We start from the raw sequence: 26,110 nt of genomic DNA on the forward strand, positions 1-26,110 counted from the left end.
GGCCGCCAGGTACGAAGGGGCAGTACCAGCACCGTGAGGGACACACGAGAGAGCCGGCTGCTGCTCATCCTGCTGGTGGCCGTCGCCTTCGCGCTGATCACCGTGGACATCAAGGGCGGTGAGGACTCCCCGCTCGGCCCCGCCCGGCACGCGGCCGCCACCGTCCTCGGACCGGTCGAGCGCGGCGCCGCCACCGTCGTCGACCCCGTCGCCGACACCGTCCGGGCCTTCCGGGACACCGCGACCAACAGCGGCCGCACCGACCAGCTCGCCCGCGAGAACACCGAACTGCGGCAGAAGCTCGCCTCCTCCGACATGGCCGCCGGCCGCACCAAGCAGCTGGACGACCTGCTGCGCACCGCCGGCGCCGGCGGCTACACCGTCAAGGCCGCCCAGGTCATCGCGATCGGCCCGGCCCAGGGCTTCTCCTGGACCATCACCATCGACGCCGGCGGCGACGACGGCCTCACCCGCGACATGACCGTGATCAACGGCCAGGGCCTGGTCGGCCGGATCACCACCGTCGCCCCGACCACCGCCACCGTGCTGCTCGCCTCCGACCCCGGCTTCTCGGCCGGCACCCGGCTGGAGGGCACCGGCGAGATCGGCTTCGCCTCCGGCGGCGGCGACAGCCCGATGAAGGTCTCCCTGCTCAACGGCAAGGCCCAGGTCAAGGCCGGCGACCGGCTGGTCACCTTCGGCTCGCAGAGCGGCCGCCCGTTCGTGCCCGGCGTCCCGGTCGGCAAGGTCACCGAGGTCCAGGCCAACGCGGGCCAGCTGACCAAGACCGTCCTGGTCGAGCCCTTCGTCCAGTTCACCCGGCTGGACCTGGTCGGCGTCGTGGTCGTGCCCCCGCGCGCCGACCCCCGCGACGCCGTCCTGCCGCCGGCCCCCGCCGCGGGCCAGGGCCAGGCCCCCGCCGCGCCCGCCCCGGGCCAGGCCCCGGCCTCCGCGCCCGCCGCCCCGCCCGCCAAGCCCACTGGGGGGAACTGAGCCATGCGCCTCGCCCGCATCCCCGTCTCCGCCGTCCTGATGCTGTTCGGCCTGATCCTCCAGGTCAGCGTCTTCGGCCGGCTCCAGCTCCCGGGAGCCACCCCGGACATACTGCTGCTCGTCGTGGTCGGCCTGGCCATGGTCTACGGGCCCACCGGCGGCTGCCTGGTCGGCTTCACCGCCGGCCTGCTGGCCGACCTCGCACCGCCCTCCGACCACGCGATCGGCCGCTACGCGCTGGTGCTCTGCCTGATGGGCTACGCCGCCGGACTGCTGCGCCCCGACCACGGCCGCCAGCGCTCCGTCGCCAGCGCGCTGCTGGTGGTGGGCGCCGCGGCGGTCGCCTCCACGCTGCTGTACGCCACGGTCGGCGCCCTGGTCGGCGACACCGCGGCCCGGCACGTCGGCCTCGGCGGCCTGGTGATCAGCGCCCTGCTCTACGACCTGCTGCTGGCGCCGTTCGTGGTGCCGCTGGTGATGCTGCTCGGCCGCCGCTTCGGGCGCGACCCGGTGGCCGCCGCCGACGACGACGAGAGCGGCCCCGGCCTGGGCCTGGGCTCGCTGGCCCGCTACCGCACCACCCGCGAGGTCTCCTCCGGGCCGGGCTACCGGAAGCGGCGCGTGCCCGGCTTCGCCCGCCGCCCGTAACCGGTCCGGCCCCGACCTCCCGACTTCCCCGCACCCTGGAGCGCACGAGACGTGAGCAACATCCCCGAGACCGGCCGCACCCGGCGGGTGACGATCCGTCTGGTGGTGCTGCAGATCCTGGTGCTGTCGCTGCTCGCCACCCTCGGCGGGCGGCTGTGGTACCTGCAGATCCGCAACGCCAAGGAGTACACGGCCAAGGCGACCGGCAACCACATCCGCGAGGTGGTCGAACCGGCCGTCCGCGGCGAGATCCTGGACGCCTCCGGGCGGGTGCTGGCCGGCAACGAGACCCGCCTGGTGGTCTCCGTCAGTCGCACCTCGCTGCTGCAGCAGAAGGACGGCGGCAAGGCGGTCCTGGCCCGGCTCGCCGAGGTGCTCGGGATGCCCGCCAAGGACGTCCAGGAGAAGGTCCGGCTCTGCGACGCCAAGACCCCGCAGCCCTGCTGGAACGGCTCGCCCTACCAGCCGATCCCGGTCACCAAGGACGCGACCACCCAGCAGGCGATGCAGATGATGGAGCGCCGCGAGGACTTCCCCGGGGTCACCGCGCAGCCCACCGCCGTACGCCGCTACACCGGCGCCGAGGGCGCCAACCTCGCCCAGGTGCTCGGCTACCTCTCGCCGGTCACCGACGAGGAGGTCAGCAAGACCGCCGACAGGAGCGGCCTGGACCGGTACCTGCCCGCCGACCAGATCGGCCGGGCCGGCCTGGAATCGGTGTACGACCGCGACCTGCGAGGCACCGCCGGCATCACCAAGCTGGAGGTGGACAACCTCGGCCGGGTGATCGGCACCGCCGGCACGGTCTCCCCGAAGACCGGCGACAACCTGGTCACCAGCATCGACGCCCGGGTGCAGAAGGTGGTCGAGGACAACCTCGTCCAGGCCATGAACGACGCCCGGAACACCTTCGACAAGGTCACCAACCGCAACTACGAGGCCGACTCCGGCGCCGCCGTGGTGATGGACGTGCACACCGGCCGGATCGTCGCGATGGCCAGCGCCCCGACCTACGACCCGAACCTCTGGGTGGGCGGCATCAGCGGCAAGGACTACCAGTCGCTGACCAGCAAGGAGTCCAACTTCCCGCTGCTCAACCGGGCCATACAGGGTCAGTCCGCCCCCGGCTCGACCTTCAAGGTCATCTCCACCACCGCCGCCGTGCAGGCCGGCTACTCCCTGGACGGCACCTACCCGTGCCCCAAGAGCCTGACCATCGGCGGCCGCGAGTTCAAGAACTTCGAGAGCGAGAACTTCGGCTCCATCACGCTGGAGAAGGCGCTGGAGGTCTCCTGCGACACCGTCTTCTACGGCCTGGCGAACGACCAGTGGCTGAAGGACGGCGGCATCAAGCCGAAGAAGGAGCCGGCCGACTGGTTCTTCAAGACCGCCCACGAGTTCGGCCTCGGCGCCAAGACCGGCATCGACCTGCCGTCCGAGGTGACCGGCCGGGTGCCGGACCGGCAGTGGAAGCAGTCCTTCTACGACAACAACAAGGACGCCTGGTGCGCCCAGGCGAAGAAGGGCGGCACCAGCTTCTCCGACCAGATCGCCCGGGAGAACTGCGTCGACGGCTACCAGATGCGCGCCGGTGACGCCGTCAACTTCGCGATCGGCCAGGGCGACACCCTCGTCACCCCGGTCCAGATGGCCCGGATCTACTCGGCGCTGGCCAACGGCGGCACCTTCTACCGGCCGACCATCGCCAAGGCGGTGATAAGCCCGGGCGGGGACCTCGTCCGCGAGATCGCCCCGCAGGCGGACGCCAAGTTCCCCGGCGACGAGAAGCTGCTGAGCTACATCAACCAGGCCACCGAGGGCGTCGTCAAGAGCGGCACCGCGGCCTGGAAGTTCGTGCAGGCCGGCTGGCCGCAGGACAAGATCGCGCTGCACGCCAAGACCGGCACCGCCGAGGTCGAGGGCAAGCAGACCACCTCCTGGCTGACCACGTACAGCAAGGACTACGCGGTCGTCATGACGATCAGCCAGGGCGGCACCGGCTCCGGCGGCTCCGGTGACGCCATCCGCCGGATCTACCAGGCGCTGTACGGCGTGGACGACAAGGGCAACATCGACAACGGCAAGGCGCTGCTGCCCGCCCCGCAGGCCGAGCTGCCGAAGTTCAACCCGGACGGCACCGCGATCATCAAGCCGGTCGGGTACTCCGTCGGCGTGGCGGCGGGTGCGCCGGGTGCGCCGGGCGTCCAGGGCGTCGCCGGTGCCCCGGTCGCCCCGGCTGCCGTGGCTGCTCCGGCTGCCTCGGCGCAGGCGGCCCCGGCCCCCGCGTCGGCCTTCCTCGACGAGGCACCGCCGACCGACCGTCCGGCGTCGTACACCGCGGCCGACGCCGCGCTCGAACCCGGCCGCGGCCCGGGAAGGGGACGGGCATGACCTCCTACGGCTCCTACCGGCAGCTGCGGCTGGCCCCGCAGCGCAGAGGGGTCCCCAAGACCCTCGCCAAGGACTCCCCGCTCTGGCGGCTGGACTGGATACTGCTGCTGGCCGCGCTCGCCCTCTCGGCGGGCAGCTCGCTGCTGGTCTGGTCGGCCACCCGCGGGCGCGACTCCCTCACCCACGGGGACCCGCAGTACTTCCTGTACCGGCACCTGACCAACTTCGTGGTCGGGCTGGTGCTGTGCTCCGTCGTGATAGCGATAGGGAGCCGGCGTTTCCGCACCCTGGTGCCGTTCCTGTACGTCGGCGTGATCGTGCTGCTGGCGGCGACGCTCAGCCCGCTGGGCTCGACCATCAACGGCGCGCACTCGTGGATCCAGCTCGGCGGCGGCTTCTCGATCCAGCCCGCCGAGTTCGCGAAGCTGGCGATCGTCCTGGCGATGGCGGTCGTGCTGTCCGACCAGGTGGACGCGGGGGAGCGGGAGTTCCCCTCGCACCGGGCCGTGTTCCGGGGCCTGGTCTGGGCCGGCCTGCCGATGGCCGTCGTGATGCTGATGCCGGACGCCGGCTCGGTGATGGTGATGGCCGCGATCGTGCTGGGCATCCTGCTCGGCTCCGGCGCGGCCAACCGCTGGGTCCTCGGACTGCTGATGGCGGGCGCCGCCGGCTGCGTGGCGATCTGGAAGTTCGGGCTGCTCAGCAAGTACCAGATCGACCGCTTCGCGGCCTTCGCCAACCCACAGCTGGACCCCAACGGCGTCGGCTACAACACCGCGCAGGCCCGGATCGCGATCGGCTCGGGCGGACTCACCGGCAAGGGCCTGTTCCACGGGACGCAGACCACCGGGCAGTTCGTGCCGGAGCAGCAGACCGACTTCGTGTTCACCGTCGCCGGCGAGGAACTGGGCTTCGTCGGAGCGCTGGCGATCATCCTGCTGGTCGGCGTGGTGCTGTGGCGGGCCTGCCGGATCGCCCGGCAGGCGACCGACCTCTACGGCACGATCGTGGCGGCCGGGATCGTCGCCTGGCTGTCCTTCCAGGCCTTCGAGAACATAGGGATGTGCCTGGGCATCATGCCGGTCGCGGGCATCCCGCTGCCGTTCGTCTCGTACGGCGGGTCGTCGATGTTCGCGAACTGGCTGGCGATCGGGCTGCTCCAGGCGGTGCGCAGCCAGCGGCCGATAGCGGCCTGAGTGGCCTGAGCGGGTGCGCGGCGGGGCCGGTCCGGGGAATCCCGGACCGGCCCTTTCGCTTTCTCTCCAGTGGAGTTGACGCCTCGTCAGGTTGCCTGGAGCAGGCAGTCGGCGGCCGCGAGGACGGCGCGGGTCTGGTGCGCCAACTGCTCCTGCACCGGCACCCAGCGGGCGCCGAAGCGGTTGCGCAGCCGGTCCAGACTGTCGGCCACGACACCCCGGGCGCGCTCCCGGGCGGCCTCCGCGCCAGGGCCGCGGGCGTCCGCGAGCAGCCGCAGCAGCACCGACGCGACCCGCAGCGGCAACCGGGCCGCGACCAGCCCGACGGTGGTCACCCGCGAACAGGAGAGCGGCTCGGGGCTCCAGCGGTCCAGCCACTCCTGCGCCACCCGCGGCGCCACCGCCAGACTGAACTCGGCGGTGCGCACCAGCGGGCCGTACGCCTCGTGGCCGTGCGCGGGGACCCGGGCGAGCACCGCCCGCAGCTCCTCGGCGCGCGCGGTGAGGTCCCGGGCGGCGGCCGCGAGGGCCCGCGGCCCGGCCGGGTGGGGGCGGCCGTCGCCGACCGCGTCCACCGCCCACATCGGCACCTCCAGCACGGCCGTGACCGCCCCCTGCCGGGCGGCGTAGGACCAGGTCGACAGCTCCGGCTCGTCCGGCAGCGCCCGGGAGGCCTCCCGGCTGCCGGGCGCCGGCATCAGATACGTGCCGGGGGCGGGGCTGGCCCAGCCGATCGCGTCGTAGGAGTCCACGTCCAGCGGCAGGCCGGCCCGCTCGGCGGAGCGGGCGAACCGCTCGGCCAGACCGGGCACCGGGCCGGTGAGCTGCACGAAGGCGCCGCCGAAGTCCACCCCGTGCAGCGAGCACTGCAGGAACGGGCGCAGCTCGTCTATCAGGCCGGTCAGCGCCAGGCTCTCCGGCATCGGCGGGCGGCCGCCGCCGGGGGCGGGCAACAGCTCCGGCTGCTCCTCGAAGGAGGGCCGGAAGAAGTGCTCGTAGTGGCGGCCCATGGTGAGCGGGCCGTCCAGCCAGCCGGCGTTCAGCGCGGCGCCGTCCGGGTCGAGGCAGAGCAGCAGGTGCCAGGACAGCCCCGGACGGGCGGGGCGCTCCAGCAGCAGCTCGGCCAGCCGGACCGCCCCGGCGGTGCCGATCGGCTCGTTCGGATGCGGGCCGCCGACCACCAGCACGGCGCGCGGGCCGCGGTCCACGGAGAGCAGCAGCAGCGGGCGCCCGGCCCGGGACCGGCCCACCTCGCGCAGCCGGCAGCGGTCCGGGTGGCGCAGGGCGAGCCGTCGGGCCGCGCACTCGGCCTGGGCCGCCGTGGGGTAGCGGGCCGGACGGGAGTCGAGGGGCCGGAGGGGGCGGATCCGCCGACCGGTGTCGGTCATGGTTCTCCTTGCGCCGGTCGTACGGCCCGCCCGGCGGCCGGGCGCCCTCGGCCGGCGCGCGGGTGCGCCGCCGGGCACGGGGCGCGGGCGGGGGACGGGCACCGCGGGCCGGGGACGGCGGCCGGGCGGACACGGGACGGGCCTGGTGAGGGTGGACGGGGCCGTGCGGGCGTGGGGGAGGGAGAGGGGCAGCGCCGGGGGGAACTCCGGCGAGGGCCCGAGCGTACGACCCAACTCCCTTGTCCGGAAGGGGTCCAGATGGGCCAGGCGGAGCCGTGCCCCTGGCGGGGAGCTGCCCTTGGCGGAGCCGGGCCCTTGGCGCGGCCCTGCCCTTGGCGGAGCCCTGTCAGTACCGCACGGGCCGTCCGGGCGTGTCAACGGCGGACGGCGCCGGGCGGCGGGCGCGCACTGCGCGTACCGGGGCGGGCACCGAGCGGTCGGGTCGCGCCGGAGCGCGGTGGGCCCGCGCCCGGGGGCAGACGGTCCGATCCCCGGATTGGGCTACCCTTGAGGGTCACCCCTCCCGTGCCGACTCGCGGCACCGAATCACGTCGTAAGGGTTCCTAGTACATGACTGTCGAATCGGTCTTCCCACGCCTGGAGGCCCTCCTCCCGCACGTCCAGAAGCCGATCCAGTACGTCGGCGGCGAGCTCAACTCGACCGTCAAGGACTGGGACGCCTGCGACGTCCGTTGGGCACTGATGTACCCCGACGCCTACGAGGTCGGCCTCCCCAACCAGGGCGTCATGATCCTCTACGAGGTGCTGAACGAGCGCGAGGGCGTGCTGGCCGAGCGCACCTACAGCGTCTGGCCGGACCTCGAGGCGCTGATGCGCGAGCACAAGGTCCCGCAGTTCACCGTCGACGCCCACCGCCCGGTGAAGGCCTTCGACGTGTTCGGCCTCTCGTTCTCCACCGAGCTCGGCTACACCAACATGCTGACCGCGCTCGACCTGGCCGGCATCCCGCTGGAGTCCAAGGACCGCACCGACGAGGACCCGATCGTCCTCGCCGGCGGCCACGCGGCCTTCAACCCGGAGCCGATCGCCGACTTCCTGGACGCGGCGGTCGTCGGCGACGGCGAGCAGGCCGTCCTCGACATGACCGAGATCATCCGCGCCTGGAAGGCCGAGGGCCGCCCCGGCGGGCGCGACGAGGTGCTGCTGCGCCTGGCCCGCACCGGCGGGTTCTACGTGCCGAAGTTCTACGACGTGGAGTACCTGGCCGACGGCCGGATCGGCCGCGTCGTGCCGAACGCCCCCGGCGTGCCGTGGCGGGTGTCCAAGCACACCGTGATGGACCTGGACGAGTGGCCCTACCCCAAGCAGCCGCTCGTCCCGCTCGCGGAGACCGTGCACGAGCGGATGTCCGTGGAGATCTTCCGCGGCTGCACCCGCGGCTGCCGCTTCTGCCAGGCCGGCATGATCACGCGCCCCGTGCGGGAGCGAAGCATCACCGGCATCGGCGAGATGGTCGAGCGCGGGCTGAAGGCGACCGGCTTCGAGGAGGTCGGCCTGCTGTCGCTGTCCAGCGCCGACCACACCGAGATCGGCGACATCGCCAAGGGCCTGGCGGACCGCTACACCGAGGACAAGATCGGCCTGTCGCTGCCGTCCACCCGCGTCGACGCCTTCAACATCGACCTCGCCAACGAGCTGTCCCGCAACGGACGCCGCTCGGGCCTCACCTTCGCCCCCGAGGGCGGCAGCGAGCGCATGCGCAAGGTGATCAACAAGATGGTGTCGGAGGAGGACCTGATCCGCACCGTCGCCACCGCGTACGGCAACGGCTGGCGCCAGGTGAAGCTGTACTTCATGTGCGGCCTGCCGACCGAGACCGACGAGGACGTGCTCCAGATCGGCGAGATGGCGAAGAACGTCATCCAGAAGGGCCGCGAGGTCACCGGCCAGAACGACATCCGCTGCACCGTCTCCATCGGCGGGTTCGTGCCCAAGCCGCACACCCCGTTCCAGTGGGCCCCGCAGCTGTCCGCCGAGGCCACCGACGCCCGTCTGGCCAAGCTGCGCGACTCGATCCGCGGCGACCGCAAGTACGGCAAGAACATCGGCTACCGCTACCACGACGGCAAGCCCGGCATCATCGAGGGCCTGCTCTCCCGCGGCGACCGCCGGGTCGGCGCGGTCATCCGGGCCGTCTACGAGGACGGCGGCCGCTTCGACGGCTGGCGCGAGTACTTCTCGTACGACCGCTGGATCGCCTGCGCCGAGAAGGGCCTGGCCGGCACCGGCGTCGACGTCGACTGGTACACCACCCGCGAGCGCACCTACGAGGAGGTGCTGCCCTGGGACCACCTGGACAGCGGCCTCGACAAGGACTGGCTCTGGGAGGACTGGCAGGACGCGCTGGAGGAGGTCGAGGTCGACGACTGCCGCTGGACGCCGTGCTTCGACTGCGGCGTGTGCCCCCAGATGGACACCCACATCCAGATCGGTCCCACCGGTAAGAAGATGCTGCCGCTGACGGTCGTCAACAAGTAGCCGGCGGGCGTCGGCGGTGGTCGTCGGCGAGTGACGGTTCCCACACCCTGGGCCCCGGTCGGAAGGTTCCGGCCGGGGCCCGGGGCGTGGCTGACCAGGGGCGGAGCGAGCGGGGCGGTGGGGCGCGTACCCTTTGAGGTGACAGAGTCCGGGCAGTGGCGGGAAGACGCCGCGCCGGACGGGGACAACTGACTAAGGACTGAGCGACCCTGGCACGCCGTACGCCCGACGGTCCGCCGCCCGCGCCGACGGTGCAGCGGATTCGTCTCCGCTACACCAAGCGCGGCCGGCTCCGCTTCACCAGCCACCGTGACTTCCAGCGCGCCTTCGAGCGCGCCCTGCGCCGGTCGGCCGTTCCGATGGCCTACTCGGCCGGCTTCACCCCGCACCCCAAGGTCTCCTACGCCAACGCCGCCCCGACCGGGGTGGCCAGCGAGGCGGAGTACCTGGAGATCGGCCTGGCCGCCGTCCGTGACCCGGAGCAGTTGCGGGCGCAGCTGGACGAGTCGCTGCCGAACGGCCTCGACGTGATCGACGCGGTCGAGGTGCGCACGCCGAACTTCGTGGAGCGCCTGGAGGCCTCCGAGTGGCTGGTCAGGCTCGACGGCGTGGAGCCGGACGAGGCGGCCGGCGCCGTGGCGCGCTTCCTGGCCGAGGAGCGGGTCGAGGTCGAACGTGTCACCAAGAACGGCGTGCGGGTATTCGACGCGCGCGGCGCGGTGGCGGCGCTCGACGTCCTCCCGCCCCAGGTCGACGGCGGTGCGGACACGGAGGCCGGAACGGACCGCGATGTTCGGACCGGCCGTCCCTGTGCGATACTGCGCCTGGTAGTACGACACGCCACACCCGCCGTACGACCCGACGACGTATTGTCCGGTCTCCGTGCGACGGCCGACCTGGCGCCGCCGGTCCCCGCAGAGGTGACCAGGCTGGCGCAGGGGCCGCTCGACGAGGGGACCGGCACGGTGACCGACCCGCTGGCGCTCGACCGCGCCGCGGCCCCGGCCGGCTCGGAGCCGGACGCCGGGCCGCGCGCTACCGCGCCCGCCTAGCGGGCGGAGGCCGGGTCCAGTGCCTCACTGGACCCGATGGTCCTCCAGGGTTCCCGCGGCTCCCCAGGGGAGCGAGCGTCGTCGCAGCACAGGCCTGTCACCCGGGGCCTGCCGGCCAGGACGGCCGGTGGGCCCGGGGCCCCGTCCGGGAGCCACCCGGGGTTGGGGGACGGCGCAGCTTGGGAAAACCTCAGAAGACTGGTCAGACCAGAAGACTTTCGACACCCCGCCGAGCGCGGGGCGCCGAGCGAGACTACGAGCCCCTGTGCGGCCTCGCGTCCGCACGGCGGCACCGTGAACGGGTCCGGCCCGAGCATCCTCGAGATGCCGGCCACCCGCAGGTGCCGTGCCGTGCCCGGATGCGGAGCCCGGGGGCCTGACGGGAGATCCACCCGCATGCTCGATAACACCGATCCGCAGCAGACCGCGGCCACGGAACCGAACGAAACCACCGCGACCGGCGGTGAGGGCGCGTCCGCCGCGCCGCCGCGCCGTCGTCGCCGCGCGGTCTCCCGCCCGGCGGGCACCCCCCAGGGTGCGGCCGTCGAGGCGGCCGAGACCGTGGTGCCGGCCGAGGCGCCGACGACCGAGGCCGCTCCGGCCCCGGCTGCCGAGAAGCCGGCCGCCGAGCCGGCCGCCGAGAAGCCGGTCCGGGCCCGCCGGACCCGCAAGCGCGCCGAGGCCCCGGCCGGGACGCCCGAGGCGGCGCCGGCCGAGGCCGCCCCCGTCGCCGAGCCGGTCGCCGAGAAGCCCGCTGAGCCGATCGCCGCTCCGGCTGCCGAGCCGGTGGCCGAGAAGCCCGCCCGGGCCCGCCGCGCCCGCAAGCGCGCCGAGGCTCCGGCCGGTGCGCCCGCCGCCGAGGCCGAGGCGCCCGTGGTCGAGGCCACGGTCGTCGAGACCCCCGCGCCCGCCGCCGCCCCCGTCGCCGAGCCGGCGGCCGAGGAGGCCCCCGCCGCTCCGGCCCGTCGCCCCCGCCGCCGTCGCGTGGTCGAGGCCGCGCCGGTCGTCGAGGCCCCGGTCGAGGAGCCGGCCGCCGAGGAGCCGCAGGCCGAGGAGCCCGCCGTCGCCGAGGAGCCCGAGGAGGAGGCCGCCCCGGCCGCCGCCGCTCCGGCCCCCGCTCCGGTCGCCGAGGCCGAGCCGCCGCACCGGACGCGCCGCCGCGCCGTCCGCCCGGCCACCGCCGTCTTCCAGGCCCCGGTCTTCCAGGAGCCCGCCCCCTACGTCGCGCCGGCCGCGGCCGCGCAGCCCGCCGTCGCCGCCCCGGCCCCGGCGCAGGCTCCGGTTCAGGCCGAGGCCCCGGCGCAGGCCGAGTCCACCGAGGACGACGAGTTCGAGTACAGCGGCGTCGGCCGCCGCCGCCGGGTCCGCACCCGGGTCGAGCCGACCCGCCGCAAGGGCGCCGGCCGGTCGGCCGCCGCCAAGCCCGTCGCCGCCAAGCCGGTCGTCGAGGCGCCGGTCGTCGTCGAGGCCCCGGTCGAGGTGCCCGTCGTCGAGGCGCCCGTCGTGGAGGCCCCCGTCGCCGGTCCGGAGGCCGAGGACGAGTGGGAGGACGGCCGTCCGTCGCGCCGTCGCCGCCGGGGTGGCCGTCGCCGCCGTCGCGGTGAGGCCGAGGAGTTCGACGCCGCCGAGGCCGTCGAGACCGAGCAGCCCGTCGCCGAGGAGCCGGCCGCGGCCGTCCTCGACGAGGACGAGGACGACGACGACCTGGCCGCCGGCCTGTCCTCGTCGCGCCGTCGCCGTCGCCGTCGCCGCCGCAGCGGTGAGGCCGGCGCCGTCGAGACCGCCGAGACCACCGAGGACGGCGTCCGCACGGTGGTGAAGGTGCGCGAGCCGCGCCGCCGCTCCACCGAGCCGTCCTTCGACCCGGACGAGGTGCAGTCCATCAAGGGCTCGACCCGTCTGGAGGCGAAGAAGCAGCGCCGCCGCGAGGGCCGCGAGCTGGGCCGCCGCCGGGTGCCGATCATCACCGAGGCCGAGTTCCTGGCCCGCCGGGAGTCGGTCGAGCGCGTCATGGTGGTGCGCCAGAACGGCCTGCGGACCCAGATCGGCGTCCTCGAGGACGGCGTCCTGGTCGAGCACTACGTCAACAAGGAGCAGGCCACCTCGTACGTCGGCAACGTCTACCTGGGCAAGGTCCAGAACGTGCTGCCGTCGATGGAGGCCGCCTTCGTCGACATCGGCAAGGGCCGCAACGCGGTGCTGTACGCCGGTGAGGTCAACTTCGGTGCGCTGGGCCACGGCGGTCCGCGCCGGATCGAGTCGGTGCTGAAGTCCGGCCAGTCCGTGCTGGTGCAGGTCTCCAAGGACCCGATCGGCCACAAGGGCGCCCGCCTGACCAGCCAGATCTCGCTGCCCGGCCGCTACCTGGTCTACGTGCCCGAGGGCTCGATGACCGGCATCTCGCGCAAGCTGCCCGAGAACGAGCGCGCCCGTCTGAAGCAGATCCTCAAGAAGATCGTCCCGGACGACGCGGGCGTCATCGTGCGCACCGCCGCCGAGGGCGCCTCCGAGGAGGAGCTGACCCGCGACGTCCAGCGGCTGCAGCAGCAGTGGGAGGACATCCGCAAGAAGGCCGCCACCGGCAACGCCCCGGCGCTGCTGTACGGCGAGCCGGACATGACCGTCCGGGTCGTCCGCGACATCTTCAACGAGGACTTCACCAAGGTCATCGTCTCCGGCGACGAGGCGTGGAAGACCATCCACGAGTACGTCTCCAACGTGGCCCCGGACCTCGCCGAGCGCCTCCAGCGGTGGACCTCCGAGGTGGACGTGTTCGCCACCTACCGGATCGACGAGCAGCTGATGAAGGCGCTGGACCGCAAGGTCTGGCTGCCCAGCGGCGGTTCGCTGGTGATCGACCGCACCGAGGCGATGGTCGTCATCGACGTCAACACCGGGAAGTTCGTCGGCCAGGGCGGCAACCTGGAGGAGACGGTCACCCGCAACAACATCGAGGCGGCCGAGGAGATCGTGCGCCAGCTGCGGCTGCGCGACCTCGGCGGCATCATCGTGATCGACTTCATCGACATGGTGCTGGAGTCCAACCGCGACCTGGTGCTGCGCCGTCTGCTGGAGTGCCTGGGCCGGGACCGGACCAAGCACCAGGTGGCCGAGGTCACCTCGCTGGGCCTGGTCCAGATGACCCGCAAGCGGGTCGGCCAGGGCCTGCTGGAGTCCTTCTCCGAGGCCTGCGTGCACTGCAACGGCCGCGGTGTCATCGTCCACATGGAGCAGCCGAGCGCCCACGTGCACGCCCCGTCCGTCCCGGCGGGCGAGGCCGTCGGCGGCAAGCGCCGTCGTCGGGGCAAGGGCGGCGCGGGCCAGGAGGAGCCGCAGGCCGTCGAGGCCGCGGTGGCCGTCGTGACCGAGCCGGCGGCCGTGGAGGTCGTCGTCGAGCCGGCCGAGCCGGTGCGCGAGGAGATCGAGGGCCAGCTGGCCCTGGAGGTCCCGGGCGTCGAGGCCGTGGAGGTCGTGGAGGCCGTCGCGCAGGCTCCGGTCGTCGAGGCCCCGGCCGTCGCGGAGCCCGCGCCGGCCGCTCCGGCGGGCCGTCAGCGCCGCCGCGCGGTGCGTAAGGCGACGGCTCCGGCCGGTTCGCCGGGCACCGCCGAGATCGTGGTGCTCCAGGCGAAGGCCGAGGCGGCGCTGGAGGCGGCCCTGGAGGCCGCTGCCCCGGCCGTCGCGGAGGCCGCCGCCCAGGCCGTCGCCGAGGCGCCGGGTGAGCCCGTCGTGGTCGCGGAGGCCGTGGCCGTCGAGACCCCGGCCGCGGAGGCCGCCGAGGCTCCCGCCGCCGAGGCTCCCGCCACCGAGGAGGCCGCCGCCGAGGAGGCGCCGGCGCCGAAGAAGCGGGCCGCCCGCAAGACCGCCGCGAAGAAGACCGCCGCCAAGAAGACGACCACGGCGGCCAAGAAGACCACCGCCCGTAAGACCGCTACCAAGCGGACGAGCGCGGCGGCCAAGAAGGCCGCGGCCGCCGAGGGTGATACGACGGCCGAGTAGTGCCCACGCCCGGGGCGGGAGCCACTTCCGCCCCGGGCCGTGCGGGCCGGTTTGCCCCCCGGGCGGCCGGTCCGTATTCTTGACCACTGGCGTGTCTACGCCATGCTCCCGAGCACATCACCTTCCCGAGGTCACCGCGTTCGCGCGGCGAGTGAGGGAAGAGGCTCCTGTGTCCGTACCCAGGTGGCTGGCGTCGGGGGTTCCGACCGAGCAAGGAAAGCAGGTACCGCATGTACGCGATCGTTCGCGCAGGCGGCCGCCAGCACAAGGTCGCCGTGGGCGACGTGCTGGAGATCGACCGTATCGAGGCCAAGCCGGGTGACTCGGTCGAGCTCTCGACCCTCCTCGTCGTCGACGGTGACGCTGTCACCTCCGACCCGTGGGTCCTGGCCGGCGTGAAGGCTCACGCCGAGGTGGTCGACCAGACCAAGGGTGACAAGATCGTCATCCTGCGTTACAAGAACAAGACCGGCTACCGCCGCCGTCAGGGCCACCGCCAGCAGCACACCGCGGTGCGCATCACCAGCATCGACTCGGTCAGCAAGTAAGGGGATAGCGAGATATGGCACACAAGAAGGGCGCAAGCTCTACCCGTAACGGCCGTGACTCGAACGCCCAGCGCCTCGGCGTGAAGCGCTTCGGCGGCCAGGTCGTCTCGGCCGGCGAGATCCTCGTCCGCCAGCGTGGCACCCACTTCCACCCGGGTGCGGGCGTCGGTCGCGGTGGCGACGACACCCTGTTCGCGCTGACCGCCGGTGCCGTGCAGTTCGGCAACCGTCGTGGCCGCAAGGTCGTCAACATCGTGGCCGTCGAGGCCTGAGTCCCCGCGGACTCCCGAGTCGTGTGACGACTCACAGTGAGGGGTGGGCCGGAATTCTCCGGTCCACCCTTCACGCTTTACGCAGGTAGCAAGCAGACTCTCGCGCACTGGAGGCACACCCATGACCACCTTCGTGGACCGCGTCGAACTTCACGTCGCCGCGGGTAACGGGGGCCACGGCTGCGCCTCCGTGCACCGCGAGAAGTTCAAGCCGCTCGGCGGCCCGGACGGCGGCAACGGCGGGGAGGGCGGCAGCGTCATCCTCACCGTGGACTCGCAGGTCACCACCCTGCTCGAGTACCACCACTCGCCCAAGCGCAAGGCCACCAACGGCAAGCCCGGCGCCGGCGGCAACCGCACCGGCGCGGACGGCGGCGACCTCGTCCTGATCGTGCCGGACGGCACCGTGGTGCTGGACCGCGCCGGCAACGTGCTGGCCGACCTGGTCGGGCACGGCACCAGCTTCGTCGCCGCCCAGGGCGGCCGCGGCGGCCTCGGCAACGCCGCGCTGGCCTCGGCCCGCCGCAAGGCGCCCGGCTTCGCGCTGCTCGGCGAGCCCGGCGAGGCCCGCGACATCGTGATGGAGCTCAAGTCCGTCGCCGACGTGGCCCTGGTGGGCTACCCGAGCGCCGGCAAGTCCTCGCTGATCTCGGTGCTCTCCGCCGCCAAGCCGAAGATCGCGGACTACCCGTTCACCACCCTGATCCCCAACCTGGGCGTGGTCACCGCGGGCGACACCGTCTACACCATCGCCGATGTCCCCGGCCTGATCCCGGGCGCCAGCCAGGGCCGTGGCCTGGGCCTGGAGTTCCTGCGGCACGTCGAGCGCTGTTCGGTGCTGGTGCACGTGCTGGACTGCGCCACCCTGGAGCCCGGCCGCGACCCGCTGACCGACCTGGAGACCATCGAGGCCGAGCTCTCCGAGTACGGCGGCCTGGACGACCGCCCGCGCCTGGTCGCGCTCAACAAGATCGACGTGCCGGACGGCCAGGACATCGCCGACCTCACCCGCGCCTCCCTGGAGGAGCGCGGCTACCGGGTGTTCGAGGTCTCCGCCGCCTCCCGCAAGGGCCTGCGCGAGCTGAGCTTCGCGCTGGCCGGGATCGTCGGCGAGGCGCGCGCCGCCAAGCCGGCCGAGGAGTCCACCCGGATCGTGCTGCGGCCCAAGGCCGTCGACGACGAGGGCTTCACCATCACCGAGGAGGACGGCGCCTTCCGCATCCGCGGCGTCAAGCCGGAGCGCTGGGTCCGCCAGACCGACTTCTCCAACGACGAGGCCGTCGGCTACCTCGCCGACCGGCTGGCCCGTCTCGGTGTCGAGGAGAAGCTCTGGAAGGTCGGGGCGCACGAGGGCGACACCGTCATCATCGGCCCGGACGAGAACGCCGTCGTCTTCGACTGGGAGCCGACCATGGCCGCCGGCGCCGAGATGCTCGGCCGCCGCGGTGAGGACCACCGGATGGAGACCCAGCGCCCGGCGGTCGACCGCCGCCGCGAGAAGCAGAAGGGCCGGGACGCGGCGGAGGCCGAGTTCCTCGCCTTCGAGGCGCTGTCCAGCGGCCGCCAGGCCGCCATCGAGGGCGACGACGACGAGGACTGAGCGCGCTCGGACCGGGTCCGCTGGATCCGGAGCCCGCTGACGCGAACAGCTCCGGTGTGACGAACGGCCCCCGCCACCTCGACAGGTGGCGGGGGCCGTTCGTCGTGCTCAGGGGTGACCGGGCGTCACTTGGTCCAGGCGGCCTGGACCTTGCTGATGTCGGTCGAGTCGCCGTAGCCGACCATCACCGGGGTGGCACCGGCCTGGAAGCTGACGATGTCGCAGCCCTTGAACTCGACGCCCTTGGTGGCACCCGAGAAGCTCGGGGTGTTGCACTTGGCGACCGGGTTGGCGGCCGAGCCGGCGAACATCCCGAGGTTGCCGGCGGCGTCGTAGACCTTGAACTTGGAGTTCGGGGCGGCGAAGGTCAGCTTCGCGTCCGACATGTTCTTCATGGTCCAGCTGACGTAGAACAGCGCACGGCCGTCCAGGCCCGCAGTGGAGGCCTTGGCGTCCTGGAGGTCCTTGACGGAGCCCGGGACGACACCGGTGACGGTGATCTCCAGCTTGGCGGCGGCGTTGAAGGTCTTGTCGGCGAAGTCCACGGTGGCGGGCTGGCCGAACTTCACCGAGGTGCCGGCCTGCGGCAGCTTGCCGCCGCCCGCACCGCCGCCCGCGGCGCCGGCCGTACCGGCACCGCCCGTGGCACCGGGGGTGGCCGTGCCTCCAGTGGCCCCGCCCGTGGCGGCGCCGCCCGTCGCGCCCCCGGTGGCCCCGCCCGTCGGGGCGGCGGTCGAACCGCCGGCCGCGCCCCCCGCGGTGGCGCCCGGGCCGCCGGTGGTCGGGGCGGGAGCGGCGCCGGTGGCGCCACCGGTCCCGGCCGGGGTGTCCGCGTTGTCCGGGCCGCAGGCCGCGAGGGACAGGGCGGTGGCCGCCGCCAGGGCGGCGACGGTCAGCTTGGTGGTGTACGAACGCATGATGCGCTTTTCTCCCGGGCGCGCGGCCGCGAACCGTTGCCGGCCTGCCCAGTGCGGCGCCGCCCTCTCGTGACAGGAAGGGTCGAAGACGAAATGGGTCCAGCGGGCAAGAAGCCGTCCCCCGATCTGGCTTTCGGTCAGGGACCATACCAGCCATCCGGATTGCCGTACGGGCTGTGGCACGTCCGTGACCAGGTCGGGTCCAGCCGGTGAAACGACCGCGGGGGACCTGCGCGAATCGCGTAGATTTCGGGGGTGACGGCCGGGCCAGGGTCCGCCGTACCCGCACCACACCGGAAGGGCGTACAGCGAGATGAGCCAGGACTCTCTGCGGGAGGAGGTGCTGACCGCACGGCGGATCGTGGTCAAGGTCGGCTCCTCCTCACTCACCACGGCGGCCGGCGGCCTGGACGCCGACCGCGTCGACGCCCTGGTGGACGCGCTCGCCAAGGTGCGCAGCCGCCCCGACGCCCCGGAGGTCGTCCTCGTCTCCTCCGGTGCCATCGCCGCCGGACTCGCCCCGCTCGGCCTCGACAAGCGGCCCAAGGACCTGGCCCGCCAGCAGGCCGCCGCCAGCGTCGGCCAGGGCCTGCTCGTCGCCCGGTACACCGCCTCCTTCGCCCGGTACGGCATCCGGGTCGGCCAGGTGCTGCTCACCGCCGAGGACGCCAGCCGCCGCGCCCACTACCGCAACGCCTACCGCACCCTGGACCAGCTGCTGGCGATGGGCGCGATGCCGGTCGTCAACGAGAACGACACCGTCGCCACCGCCGAAATCAAGTTCGGCGACAACGACCGGCTCGCCGCCCTGGTCGCCCACCTCGTCCGGGCCGACCTGCTGGTGCTGCTCTCCGACGTCGACGGCCTGTACGACGGCGACCCCTCCCGGCCCGGCACCAGCCGGATCGCCCGGATCGGCGGCCCGCACGACCTCGACGGCATCGAGATCGGCAGCGCCGGCAAGGCCGGGGTCGGCACCGGCGGCATGGTCACCAAGGTCGAGGCGGCCCGGATCGCCACCGGCGCCGGCATCCCCGTGGTGCTCACCGCCGCCAGCCACGCCGCCGACGCGCTGGCCGGCCGCCCCACCGGCACCCTCTTCCTGCGCACCGGCGCCCGCACCTCCGACCGGATGCTCTGGCTGGCCCACGCCAGCAGCCCGCGCGGCGCCCTGCACCTGGACGCGGGCGCCGTCGACGCGGTCGTCTCCGGCGGTGCCTCGCTGCTGCCGGCCGGGGTCACCAAGGTCGACGGGGAGTTCGCCGCGGGTGATCCGGTGGACCTTCTTGGTGAAAACGGCCACATCGTGGCTCGCGGACTGGTCAACTTTGATGCGAGGGAGTTGCCCCGCCTGCTCGGCCGGTCCACCCGCGACCTGGCCCAGGAGTTCGGCGCCGCGTACGAGCGCGAGGTCGTCCACCGCGACGACCTGGTCGTTCTGCGCGGCTGACCGACCCGGGGCCTGTCTCTTGGGTTTCGTCGGATCAGGCCGCGGCGTCAGGGTGCGTGCATCGCAAGGCGGAGGAGGGAGTCCATGCGGAGCATCGGCGACCGACGACAACGCGGCGAGGTGCGTGCCCTGGCGTCGCGGGCCCGGCAAGGACCCGAGAGACAGGCCCCAGGGGCCGGCACCGGCCGCCGGCCGATCGGCGCAGCGCGGACGGCGGGCCGCTCCGTACCCGGAGCGGCCCGGCCACGGGCGAGGAGGGGCGCAGCCGGACCGGTCGGCCGAGGGCCGGCGGGGCCGGTGGGGACGACACGAGATCGCCGAACAGGAGGCCGCCGGTGGAACGCAGGCGCGAGGCAGCGCTGACCGGAGGGACGGCGGGCCGGCGGCTGACCAGCATCGACGGCGGACGCGGGGACGGCCCCGCCGAGCCGGCCGGTCCGCCGCCCCAGGGACCGGGCGGGACGCGCAGGCCACGGCCCCAGCGCGCCGACGCGGCGGACCCGCCCACCGTGCCCGAGCAGGCACGGCTGTGGCACGTGGTGCTGAGCGTGGCCGGGCAGGTCACCCCGCTGTCCGCGCTGCGCGCCTCACTGGAACGGCTGGCGCACGACCACTCGTTCTTCCTGACCGCCCGCTACGCGGCCGACCACGCCGAGATCCGGTACTGGGAACAGGCCCGGGACCTGCACGACGCGGCGGCCATAGCGCTGCGGCTCTGGGGCGAGCACAAGGTCACCGCCAAGCTGCCGCCGTGGGAGATCGTCGGGCTGGAGGTGGTCGACCGGGCGACGTACCACAAGCGGGTGGCGGAGGGCTTCGGCGATCCGCCGCCGCACCTGGGCGGGGTGCACCCGTACTGAGGCGGGGCGCACCCGTACCGCGCGGGGTGCGTCGTTCTGAGGGGTGCGCCCGGACGTGCGCCCGGACGTGCGCCCGGACGGTGTCTCACCGGGCGAAATAGGGGATCGGCGGGGCGGGCGCAGTCGCTACCCTTGGCGGCATGACCAGCGACCTCGCCACCGCCGACAGTCCCGTCCTCGCCGTAGCGCGCCGAGCCCGGGAGGCCGCCGCCGCGCTCGCCCCGCTGCCGCGCAAGGCGAAGGACGCCGCGCTGGTGGCGATCGCGGACGCGCTGGTGGCCCGCAGTGCCGAGATCGTCGCGGCCAACGCCGAGGACGTCGCCCGGGCCCGGGAGGCCGGGACGGCCGAGTCGGTGATCGACCGGCTGACGCTGACCGACGAGCGGGTCGCCGCGATCGCCTCCGACGTGCGCGACGTGGCCGGCCTGCCCGACCCGGTCGGCGAGGTGGTGCGCGGCTACACCCTGCCGAACGGCCTGGACGTGCGGCAGGTGCGGGTGCCGCTCGGCGTGGTCGGGATCATCTACGAGGCCCGCCCGAACGTCACCGCCGACGCCGCCGCGCTCTGCCTCAAGTCCGGCAACGCGGTGCTGCTGCGCGGCTCGGCCTCGGCCTACCGCTCCAACACCGCGCTGGTCGCCGTCCTGCGGGACGCCGTCGTCGCGGCCGGGCTGCCCGCCGACGTGATCCAGCTGGTGCCGGGGGAGAGCCGGGAGTCCGTGCAGGAGCTGATGCGCGCCCGCGGCCTCGTCGACGTGCTGATCCCGCGCGGCGGCGCCTCGCTGATCCGCACCGTCGTCGAGGGCTCGACCGTCCCGGTGATCGAGACCGGCACCGGCAACTGCCACGTGTACGTGGACGCCGAGACCGACCTCGCGATGGCCGTCGGCATCCTGCTGAACTCCAAGGCGCAGCGGGTCAGCGTCTGCAACGCGGCCGAGACGCTGCTGGTCCACCAGGACGTCGCGGACGCCTTCCTGCCGCTCGCGCTGGCCGCCCTGGCCGGGGCCGGGGTGACCGTGCACGGCGACGAGGCGGTGCTCAAGGCCGCCGAGGGCGGCCCGGCCACCGTGCTGCCCGCGACCGACGAGGACTGGGGCGCCGAGTACCTCTCGCTGGACCTGGCCGCGGCCGTGGTGCCCTCGCTGGAGGCCGCCGTCGCGCACATCCGCCGCTGGTCCTCCGGCCACACCGAGGCGATCGTCACCACCTCGCAGGCCGCCGCCCGCCGCTTCACCCAACTGGTCGACTCGACCACGGTGGCCGTCAACGCCTCCACCCGGTTCACCGACGGCGGCGAGTTCGGCTTCGGCGCGGAGATCGGCATCTCCACCCAGAAGCTGCACGCCCGCGGCCCGATGGGCCTGCCGGAGCTGACCAGCACCAAGTACATCGTCACCGGTGACGGGCACGTGCGGGGCGAGGCGACGCAGACCGTCGGTGGCACCCCGGACGCCCGCTGAGCCGTCGCCGCGGGCCGTCCGTCACACGTGTGACGGACCAACTGCCGGGAGCCACAGACAAAACGCCCGACCGGTAATACGCTGAATCCGTGGCTGAGGATGTGGGGGGCTTGCCGTACCCCGACGGCGCCGACCACGGTGGTGCGGACGACGAGTTCGCCACCGTGGTCTTCGATGAGGCCTTCGTCCGGTCCGCCGCCGTGCACGAGCCGACCGCCAAGGAGCGGCAACTCGCCGCCGCCGAGGCCCGGTTCGAGTCGGACAGCGCGGGCCCGGGCTGGAGCTATGACGTCTCGGCCGGTGACGGGCTGCCGCTGGAGCTGCGCCCGTACCCGACCGGACTCGACGCGGACCACCTCTACCCCGACCCCTGGTCGGGACCGGGCCGGGCGGTCGACCGACCCGGCCGACGCCGGTGGCGGCGCGGCTACGACCCGGTGCGCGCCCGCGGCCGGTACGTGGCCCAGCAGCGCTGGCACCGGCCGGTGGCCTGGGTGCTCGCCGTGATCATGGGCGTGAGCCTGGTCGCGGTGGCGGTCGCGGCGATCTCCCAGGGCGTGGGCGGCTCCTCGGGCACGTCGCGCAGACCGGAGTCCGGCAGCAGCAGCGCCGGGGTGGACCAGCGTCCCGTCCCGGCCGAGCCGCCGCTGGTGGTCACCGCACCCGCCGGCTAGACCGGCCCGGACCGGCCCCGGACCGGCTGCGGCTGCCCCGGGTGCCGCCGGTCGGGTGGCAGTCGGAGGGCGGTCGGGCGGCGGTGCGGTGCGGGCCCCCGGCGGGTGGTCACGGAGCGTCCCCGGGAATCTGTGCGAGGACCCTCGTGGCGGCGCGGGTGTCCGCCTACCCTGGTGTTATGGGTGACCCGCGAGAGCCTCCTGAGGGTCCGCCCGAGGGCGGTTCCGGCAACGAGGACGAATTCCGGTCCGTCGTGTTCGACGAATCGTTCGTCCGGGCTGCCCGGATCCAGGAGCTGTCCGCCCGGGAGCGGCTGGCGGGCTCCTTCGGCAAGGCGACCCGGCAGCGGGTACGGCTCGGCCCGCTGGGCAGCGTCCCGCGCCAGGCGCTCGCCCTGCTGCTGCTCATCCTGTTCGCCTTCGGGGCCGCGGTGTACTTCGGGATCAGCTCGCCGAAGGGGATCCCGGCCCGGCCCGAAGGAAGCCAACTGACCGTCAGTCTGGTCGCGTTGAGCCCGGCTTCGGCCGTGCGCCCGGTCGCCGACCCGGCGAACCCCTTCGCCGCCCTGCCACCCGGGTACGGGGACGGCACGCTCGGGCTGAACACCCCGACCGGGGCGGCCACCGAACACTTCGGCCGGGTCGAGGTGACCAAGGCGCTCGACACCGTCCAGCGCTACCTGGTCGCCTCCTCGCTGGCCCCGACCGCCCTGGTCCGGGGCGCCACCGCGGACGTCCGGGCCTTCGTCACGCCCGGTGAGCAGGCGGAGTTCGACGCGGGCGTGACCCAGCCGGTGGACGACCGGCACCACGCGGTGACCGGCTGGCTGGTCCGCTTCGACCCGGCCCAGGTCGCGCTGGCCTCGGACACCGTCAAGGTGGCCGGCGCGATGAGGATCGACGAGGCGGACAGCGGGACGCTGCAGATCACCACCGACCACACCTTCGTCTACGCGCTGAAGCCGGCCGGAGCCCCGGCCGGAGCGCCGGTCACCCTGGAGACCGTGCGGCGGCAGCTGACCTTCCAGTTCGACCGGGTCGACCTGGCCTCGGCGCAGCTGCGGCTGGTGGACTCGGTGCTGCAGGCCGGGCCGGAGCCCTGCGGCACCTCGATGGCGGGCTTCCTGCAGCCGGTGCTGGCCACCGCGCAGGGCACCGTGGTCGCGCCGCCGACGGCGGTCGACCCCGGCAACCACGCCCGGCCCGGGTGGCAGGTGTGCGGGGTGCTGGCGGGGAGCTGAGGGCCGGGGCCGCCGCGCCGGCGGAGGTTGAGGGGGCTCGGACGACTCGGATGGCTGGGTGGCCGGACGGCCGGTGACCCGGGTGGGTCACCGGCCGTCGGCGGTGTTCGGCGTTCGGTGCTCCGCGCGCCCGGAGCCCGCGCCCGGTGTCCGCGCTCGGCGGCCGGGGTTCAGCTGCCGCTGCGGTCGTCGGACCCGTTCGAGCCGTTTCCGTTCCCGTTCCCGTTCGAGCCGCCGCGGTTGGTGGCGCCGGTGAAGGTGTCGCGGAGCTTGCCGCCCACGGTCGCGGCGCCGCCGGCGACGTCCCGCAGCAGGCCCATCAGCGGGTCCTTGCTCTCCTTCACCGAGGTCGTGTAGTGGTCGGCGGCGGCCTTCCACTGCTCGCCGACCGAGGTGTCCCGGTCGTCCGAGCGGCGCGGGTAGGCGCCCGCCAGGATCGAGCGGTACTCGTCGCTCTCCGCCCACTTCTTCAGCTGGGCGACCCGGGTCACCGCGAAGGGGTGGGTCTGCGGCAGCACCTGGAGCAGCTTGAGCACGCCGTCGCGCAGGTCGCCGGCCTTCTCGTACTCCTCGGCCTGCTCCAGGAAGGCGTCGACGTTCATCTCGGCCAGGTTGTGCCCGCCGGCCAGCTTCATCAGGGCCCGCATGGATGCCTGGAGGTCCTGCCCGGCGAGCAGGCCGGCCCGGTCGCTGGACAGCTCCGCCTTGCGGAACCACTCCTTGAGCGCGGTGACCAGCGCCATGATCGCCAGGTTGCCGAGCGGCACCCAGGCGATCCGGGTGGCGATGTTGGTGAGGATCATCAGCATCGTCCGGTAGACGGCGTGGCCGGACATCGCGTGGCCGACCTCGTGGCCGATGACCGAGCGCAGCTCCTCCTCGTCGAGCAGCTCGACCAGGCCGCTGGTGACCACGATGATCGGGGTGTCGATGCCGATGGTGAACGCGTTGACCGTCGGGTCCTGGGTCACGTACAGGTCCGGGACCTGCTCCAGGTCGAGCACGTAGGCGGCGTCGCGCACCATGGTGTGGAGCTCGGGGAACTGCCGCTCGGAGGTCTTCACCGCGGTGGCCAGGAACATCAGCCGGATCGAGCGCTCGGAGACCAGGCCGGCGAGCTTCTTCAGGATGTCGTCGAAGCCGGACAGCTTGCGCAGGGCCACCAGCGCCGAGCGGTCCGCCGGGTGCTCCCAGGCGCGGGTGGAGATGCCGGGGAAGCGCTCGCGGCGACGGCTCGGGGTCTTCGCGGTCGTGTCGGTCATGGTCTGAGTACCTCCTGGTCGACGGCGGCCACGGCCCGCTGGCCGGCCCCCCGCTGGTCTTCGCCTTCAACGACTGTCTGTGCAACGTCCGTGGTTGCGTACTCGTCCCCGGCGCCAGCGTACGCGCGGGCGGGGCGCGCCACAGGGGCCGGTGAGGGGTGCCGGTGTGAGGCCGGTTTACCCTGATTGCCCTGGACCACCGAGACCGGACCCGGCCGCGGTACCGAGCAGTTCGAGGAGCCCCCAGATGTCCACCGACGCGCTTGTCAGCCTGGCCGCGCCCATCTCCGACGAGGCCGGCCCGGGCCTCTTCCTGCGGATCATCATCGTCGCCTCCTTCGTGGGCGTCGGCCTGCTGGTCTGGCTGATGGCCCGCGCCTTCCGCGGAAACTAGACCCCGGGGCCCGGTGGCGACCGGCCTCGCGGGCCCCTCGGGTCCGGTCCGGGCCACCCCGGCTCACGCCCCTTCAGCGGCGGTGGGCCGCCGAGCGGTTGCGGTGCGACCCCCCGTACGATGACGGGTGGGCCCTCACCGGCCCGGAACAACCCCCCAGGTCCGTTCACCGAGCCGAGAAGGTCCCGCCGACGATGAGCACTGCCGCCGCACTCCCTGTTCTGAACCTGCTCGCCGAGAGCGAGGGGGGCAACCACGACAGCCTGAACCCGGCTCTGACGGGTGGCGCCGCCCTGGTGATCCTGCTGCTCCTGCTCTTCATCACCACCCGCTTCAACCGGGACCGCTGAGCCCGCTCCGCGGACCGCTCGGGGAGCGTCCGGCCACCGGCCGGCCGCTCCCTCACGCATATCCGCGGACACCCCCGGCGGGTGCGCGGGCCGTCGCCGCCGGGGCCGAAACCGGGGTTGCCGTGGGGCCGGTACCGGGGTTGCCGTGGGGCCGTGGCCGGGGTCGTCGCCGGTCCGTCACCGGGTCTGCGGGCCGCCCCCACCGGGTCTGCGGAGGACCCCCACCCGGCCGTTCCCGCACCGTAACGGGTGTCGCGTAATGTGTGGCGGCATGGGAGAGCAGGCCGGGAATCCCGGCGGACCGGAACCGGTGAAGAAGCGCCTCGGCGTGATGGGCGGCACCTTCGACCCGATCCATCACGGCCACCTCGTCGCCGCCAGTGAGGTCGCGAGCGCGTTCCACCTGGACGAGGTGATCTTCGTCCCGACCGGTCAGCCGTGGCAGAAGAGCGACCGGCACGTCACCCCGGCCGAGGACCGCTACCTGATGACGGTCATCGCCACCGCCGAGAACCCGCAGTTCTCGGTCAGCCGGATCGACATCGACCGCCAGGGTCCGACCTACACCGTCGACACCCTGCGCGACCTGCACGCCCTGCACCCGGACGCCGACCTCTTCTTCATCACCGGCGCCGACGCGCTCGCCCAGATCCTGTCCTGGCGTGACTCCGACGAACTCTTCTCGCTGGCCCACTTCATCGGATGCACCCGCCCGGGGCACACTCTCTCGGACGCCGGGCTTCCGGTGGGCGGGGTCTCCCTGGTGGAGGTCCCGGCCCTGGCCATCTCCTCCACGGACTGCCGCAACCGGGTCGCCAAGGGCGAGCCGGTCTGGTACCTCGTCCCGGACGGCGTGGTCCGCTACATCGACAAGCGGGCGCTGTACGCGCCGCGCGGGACCTGAGCCAGGAGCGGC

Annotated in this window: 21 protein-coding genes; 18 read left to right on the plus strand and 3 right to left on the minus strand. The window is 73.7% G+C overall.

What is annotated here, in order from left to right; all coding sequences use genetic code 11:
* Positions 1-33: 33 nt before the first annotated feature.
* Genes mreC through rodA form a run of 4 tightly spaced genes read left to right on the plus strand, consistent with a single transcriptional unit; the run spans position 34 to position 5,228 of the window.
* A complete protein-coding gene (mreC, locus tag ACYP53_RS14825; protein WP_189923698.1) occupies positions 34-993 on the plus strand; it encodes a rod shape-determining protein MreC in 960 nt (319 codons plus the stop codon).
* 3 nt (positions 994-996) lie between these two features.
* Positions 997-1,641 carry a rod shape-determining protein MreD gene (gene mreD, locus ACYP53_RS14830; RefSeq protein WP_189923696.1) on the plus strand — a complete coding sequence of 215 codons (645 nt, stop codon included), beginning with the start codon at positions 997-999 and terminating at the stop codon, positions 1,639-1,641.
* 51 nt (positions 1,642-1,692) lie between these two features.
* On the plus strand, positions 1,693-4,032 hold the full coding sequence (gene mrdA / locus ACYP53_RS14835; protein ID WP_459647635.1) for a penicillin-binding protein 2: 2,340 nt from the start codon (positions 1,693-1,695) through the stop codon (positions 4,030-4,032).
* Entirely contained in the window at positions 4,029-5,228 is a 1,200-nt protein-coding gene (rodA, locus tag ACYP53_RS14840) for a rod shape-determining protein RodA (RefSeq protein ID WP_189923691.1), read from the plus strand. Before mrdA ends, rodA begins: the two co-directional genes overlap by 4 nt.
* 86 nt (positions 5,229-5,314) lie before the next feature.
* Here rodA and ACYP53_RS14845 read toward each other — a convergent pair whose 3' ends face one another.
* The gene (locus ACYP53_RS14845) at positions 5,315-6,616 is read right to left on the minus strand and encodes a M14 family zinc carboxypeptidase (RefSeq protein WP_459647636.1); all 1,302 of its coding nucleotides are present in this window, start codon (positions 6,614-6,616) and stop codon (positions 5,315-5,317) included.
* A gap of 570 nt (positions 6,617-7,186) precedes the next feature.
* On the opposite strand from ACYP53_RS14845, the gene ACYP53_RS14850 reads away from it, so the two are divergent.
* The 6 genes from ACYP53_RS14850 (at position 7,187) to obgE (ending at position 16,583) form a co-directional block, all read left to right on the plus strand.
* Positions 7,187-9,115 (plus strand): TIGR03960 family B12-binding radical SAM protein, encoded by a 1,929-nt coding sequence (locus ACYP53_RS14850; RefSeq protein ID WP_189923687.1) that lies wholly within the window; start codon positions 7,187-7,189, stop codon positions 9,113-9,115.
* A 251-nt stretch (positions 9,116-9,366) separates the two neighbouring features.
* Positions 9,367-10,167 (plus strand): TIGR03936 family radical SAM-associated protein, encoded by an 801-nt coding sequence (locus tag ACYP53_RS14855; protein ID WP_189923685.1) that lies wholly within the window; start codon positions 9,367-9,369, stop codon positions 10,165-10,167.
* Positions 10,168-10,491: 324 nt separating this feature from the next.
* Entirely contained in the window at positions 10,492-14,163 is a 3,672-nt protein-coding gene (locus ACYP53_RS14860) for an Rne/Rng family ribonuclease (RefSeq protein ID WP_459647637.1), read from the plus strand.
* 230 nt (positions 14,164-14,393) lie between these two features.
* Positions 14,394-14,711: a 50S ribosomal protein L21 gene (gene rplU / locus ACYP53_RS14865; RefSeq protein ID WP_189923681.1), complete on the plus strand. Its 318-nt coding sequence runs from the start codon at positions 14,394-14,396 to the stop codon at positions 14,709-14,711.
* A 14-nt stretch (positions 14,712-14,725) separates the two neighbouring features.
* Positions 14,726-14,983, plus strand: a complete 258-nt coding sequence (rpmA, locus tag ACYP53_RS14870) for a 50S ribosomal protein L27 (protein WP_030058248.1) — start codon at positions 14,726-14,728, stop codon at positions 14,981-14,983.
* Positions 14,984-15,104: 121 nt separating this feature from the next.
* Positions 15,105-16,583: a GTPase ObgE gene (gene obgE / locus ACYP53_RS14875; protein WP_189923679.1), complete on the plus strand. Its 1,479-nt coding sequence runs from the start codon at positions 15,105-15,107 to the stop codon at positions 16,581-16,583.
* 125 nt (positions 16,584-16,708) lie between these two features.
* Here the strand turns inward: obgE and ACYP53_RS14880 are convergent, their stop codons facing one another.
* Positions 16,709-17,500, minus strand: a complete 792-nt coding sequence (locus ACYP53_RS14880; protein ID WP_459647638.1) for a hypothetical protein — start codon at positions 17,498-17,500, stop codon at positions 16,709-16,711.
* Between the two features lie 313 nt (positions 17,501-17,813).
* On the opposite strand from ACYP53_RS14880, the gene proB reads away from it, so the two are divergent.
* The 5 genes from proB (at position 17,814) to ACYP53_RS14905 (ending at position 23,188) form a co-directional block, all read left to right on the plus strand.
* Positions 17,814-18,950, plus strand: a complete 1,137-nt coding sequence (gene proB / locus ACYP53_RS14885) for a glutamate 5-kinase (RefSeq protein ID WP_459647639.1) — start codon at positions 17,814-17,816, stop codon at positions 18,948-18,950.
* A 335-nt stretch (positions 18,951-19,285) separates the two neighbouring features.
* Positions 19,286-19,810 carry a hypothetical protein gene (locus tag ACYP53_RS14890; RefSeq protein ID WP_189923675.1) on the plus strand — a complete coding sequence of 175 codons (525 nt, stop codon included), beginning with the start codon at positions 19,286-19,288 and terminating at the stop codon, positions 19,808-19,810.
* Between the two features lie 140 nt (positions 19,811-19,950).
* Positions 19,951-21,273 carry a glutamate-5-semialdehyde dehydrogenase gene (locus ACYP53_RS14895; protein ID WP_459647640.1) on the plus strand — a complete coding sequence of 441 codons (1,323 nt, stop codon included), beginning with the start codon at positions 19,951-19,953 and terminating at the stop codon, positions 21,271-21,273.
* Positions 21,274-21,362: 89 nt separating this feature from the next.
* Complete coding sequence (locus tag ACYP53_RS14900) at positions 21,363-21,947, plus strand: SCO2584 family spore wall biosynthesis protein (RefSeq protein ID WP_189923671.1); 585 nt, start codon at positions 21,363-21,365, stop codon at positions 21,945-21,947.
* A 179-nt stretch (positions 21,948-22,126) separates the two neighbouring features.
* Positions 22,127-23,188, plus strand: a complete 1,062-nt coding sequence (locus tag ACYP53_RS14905; protein WP_189923669.1) for an SCO2583 family membrane protein — start codon at positions 22,127-22,129, stop codon at positions 23,186-23,188.
* A gap of 170 nt (positions 23,189-23,358) precedes the next feature.
* On the opposite strand, the gene ACYP53_RS14910 is transcribed toward ACYP53_RS14905, so the two are convergent.
* Positions 23,359-24,450, minus strand: coding sequence for a M48 family metallopeptidase (locus ACYP53_RS14910; RefSeq protein WP_189923667.1), 1,092 nt, complete (start codon positions 24,448-24,450; stop codon positions 23,359-23,361).
* A 247-nt stretch (positions 24,451-24,697) separates the two neighbouring features.
* Between ACYP53_RS14910 and ACYP53_RS14915 the strand changes: the two genes are divergently transcribed.
* From ACYP53_RS14915 to nadD, 3 genes are all read left to right on the plus strand, one after another.
* A complete protein-coding gene (locus ACYP53_RS14915; RefSeq protein ID WP_189923665.1) occupies positions 24,698-24,844 on the plus strand; it encodes a hypothetical protein in 147 nt (48 codons plus the stop codon).
* A gap of 194 nt (positions 24,845-25,038) precedes the next feature.
* Entirely contained in the window at positions 25,039-25,194 is a 156-nt protein-coding gene (locus ACYP53_RS14920; RefSeq protein WP_189923663.1) for a hypothetical protein, read from the plus strand.
* A gap of 271 nt (positions 25,195-25,465) precedes the next feature.
* A complete protein-coding gene (nadD, locus tag ACYP53_RS14925) occupies positions 25,466-26,098 on the plus strand; it encodes a nicotinate-nucleotide adenylyltransferase (protein ID WP_459647641.1) in 633 nt (210 codons plus the stop codon).
* Positions 26,099-26,110 lie beyond the last annotated feature (12 nt).

The organism is Kitasatospora sp. Ki12, from assembly GCF_054601375.1.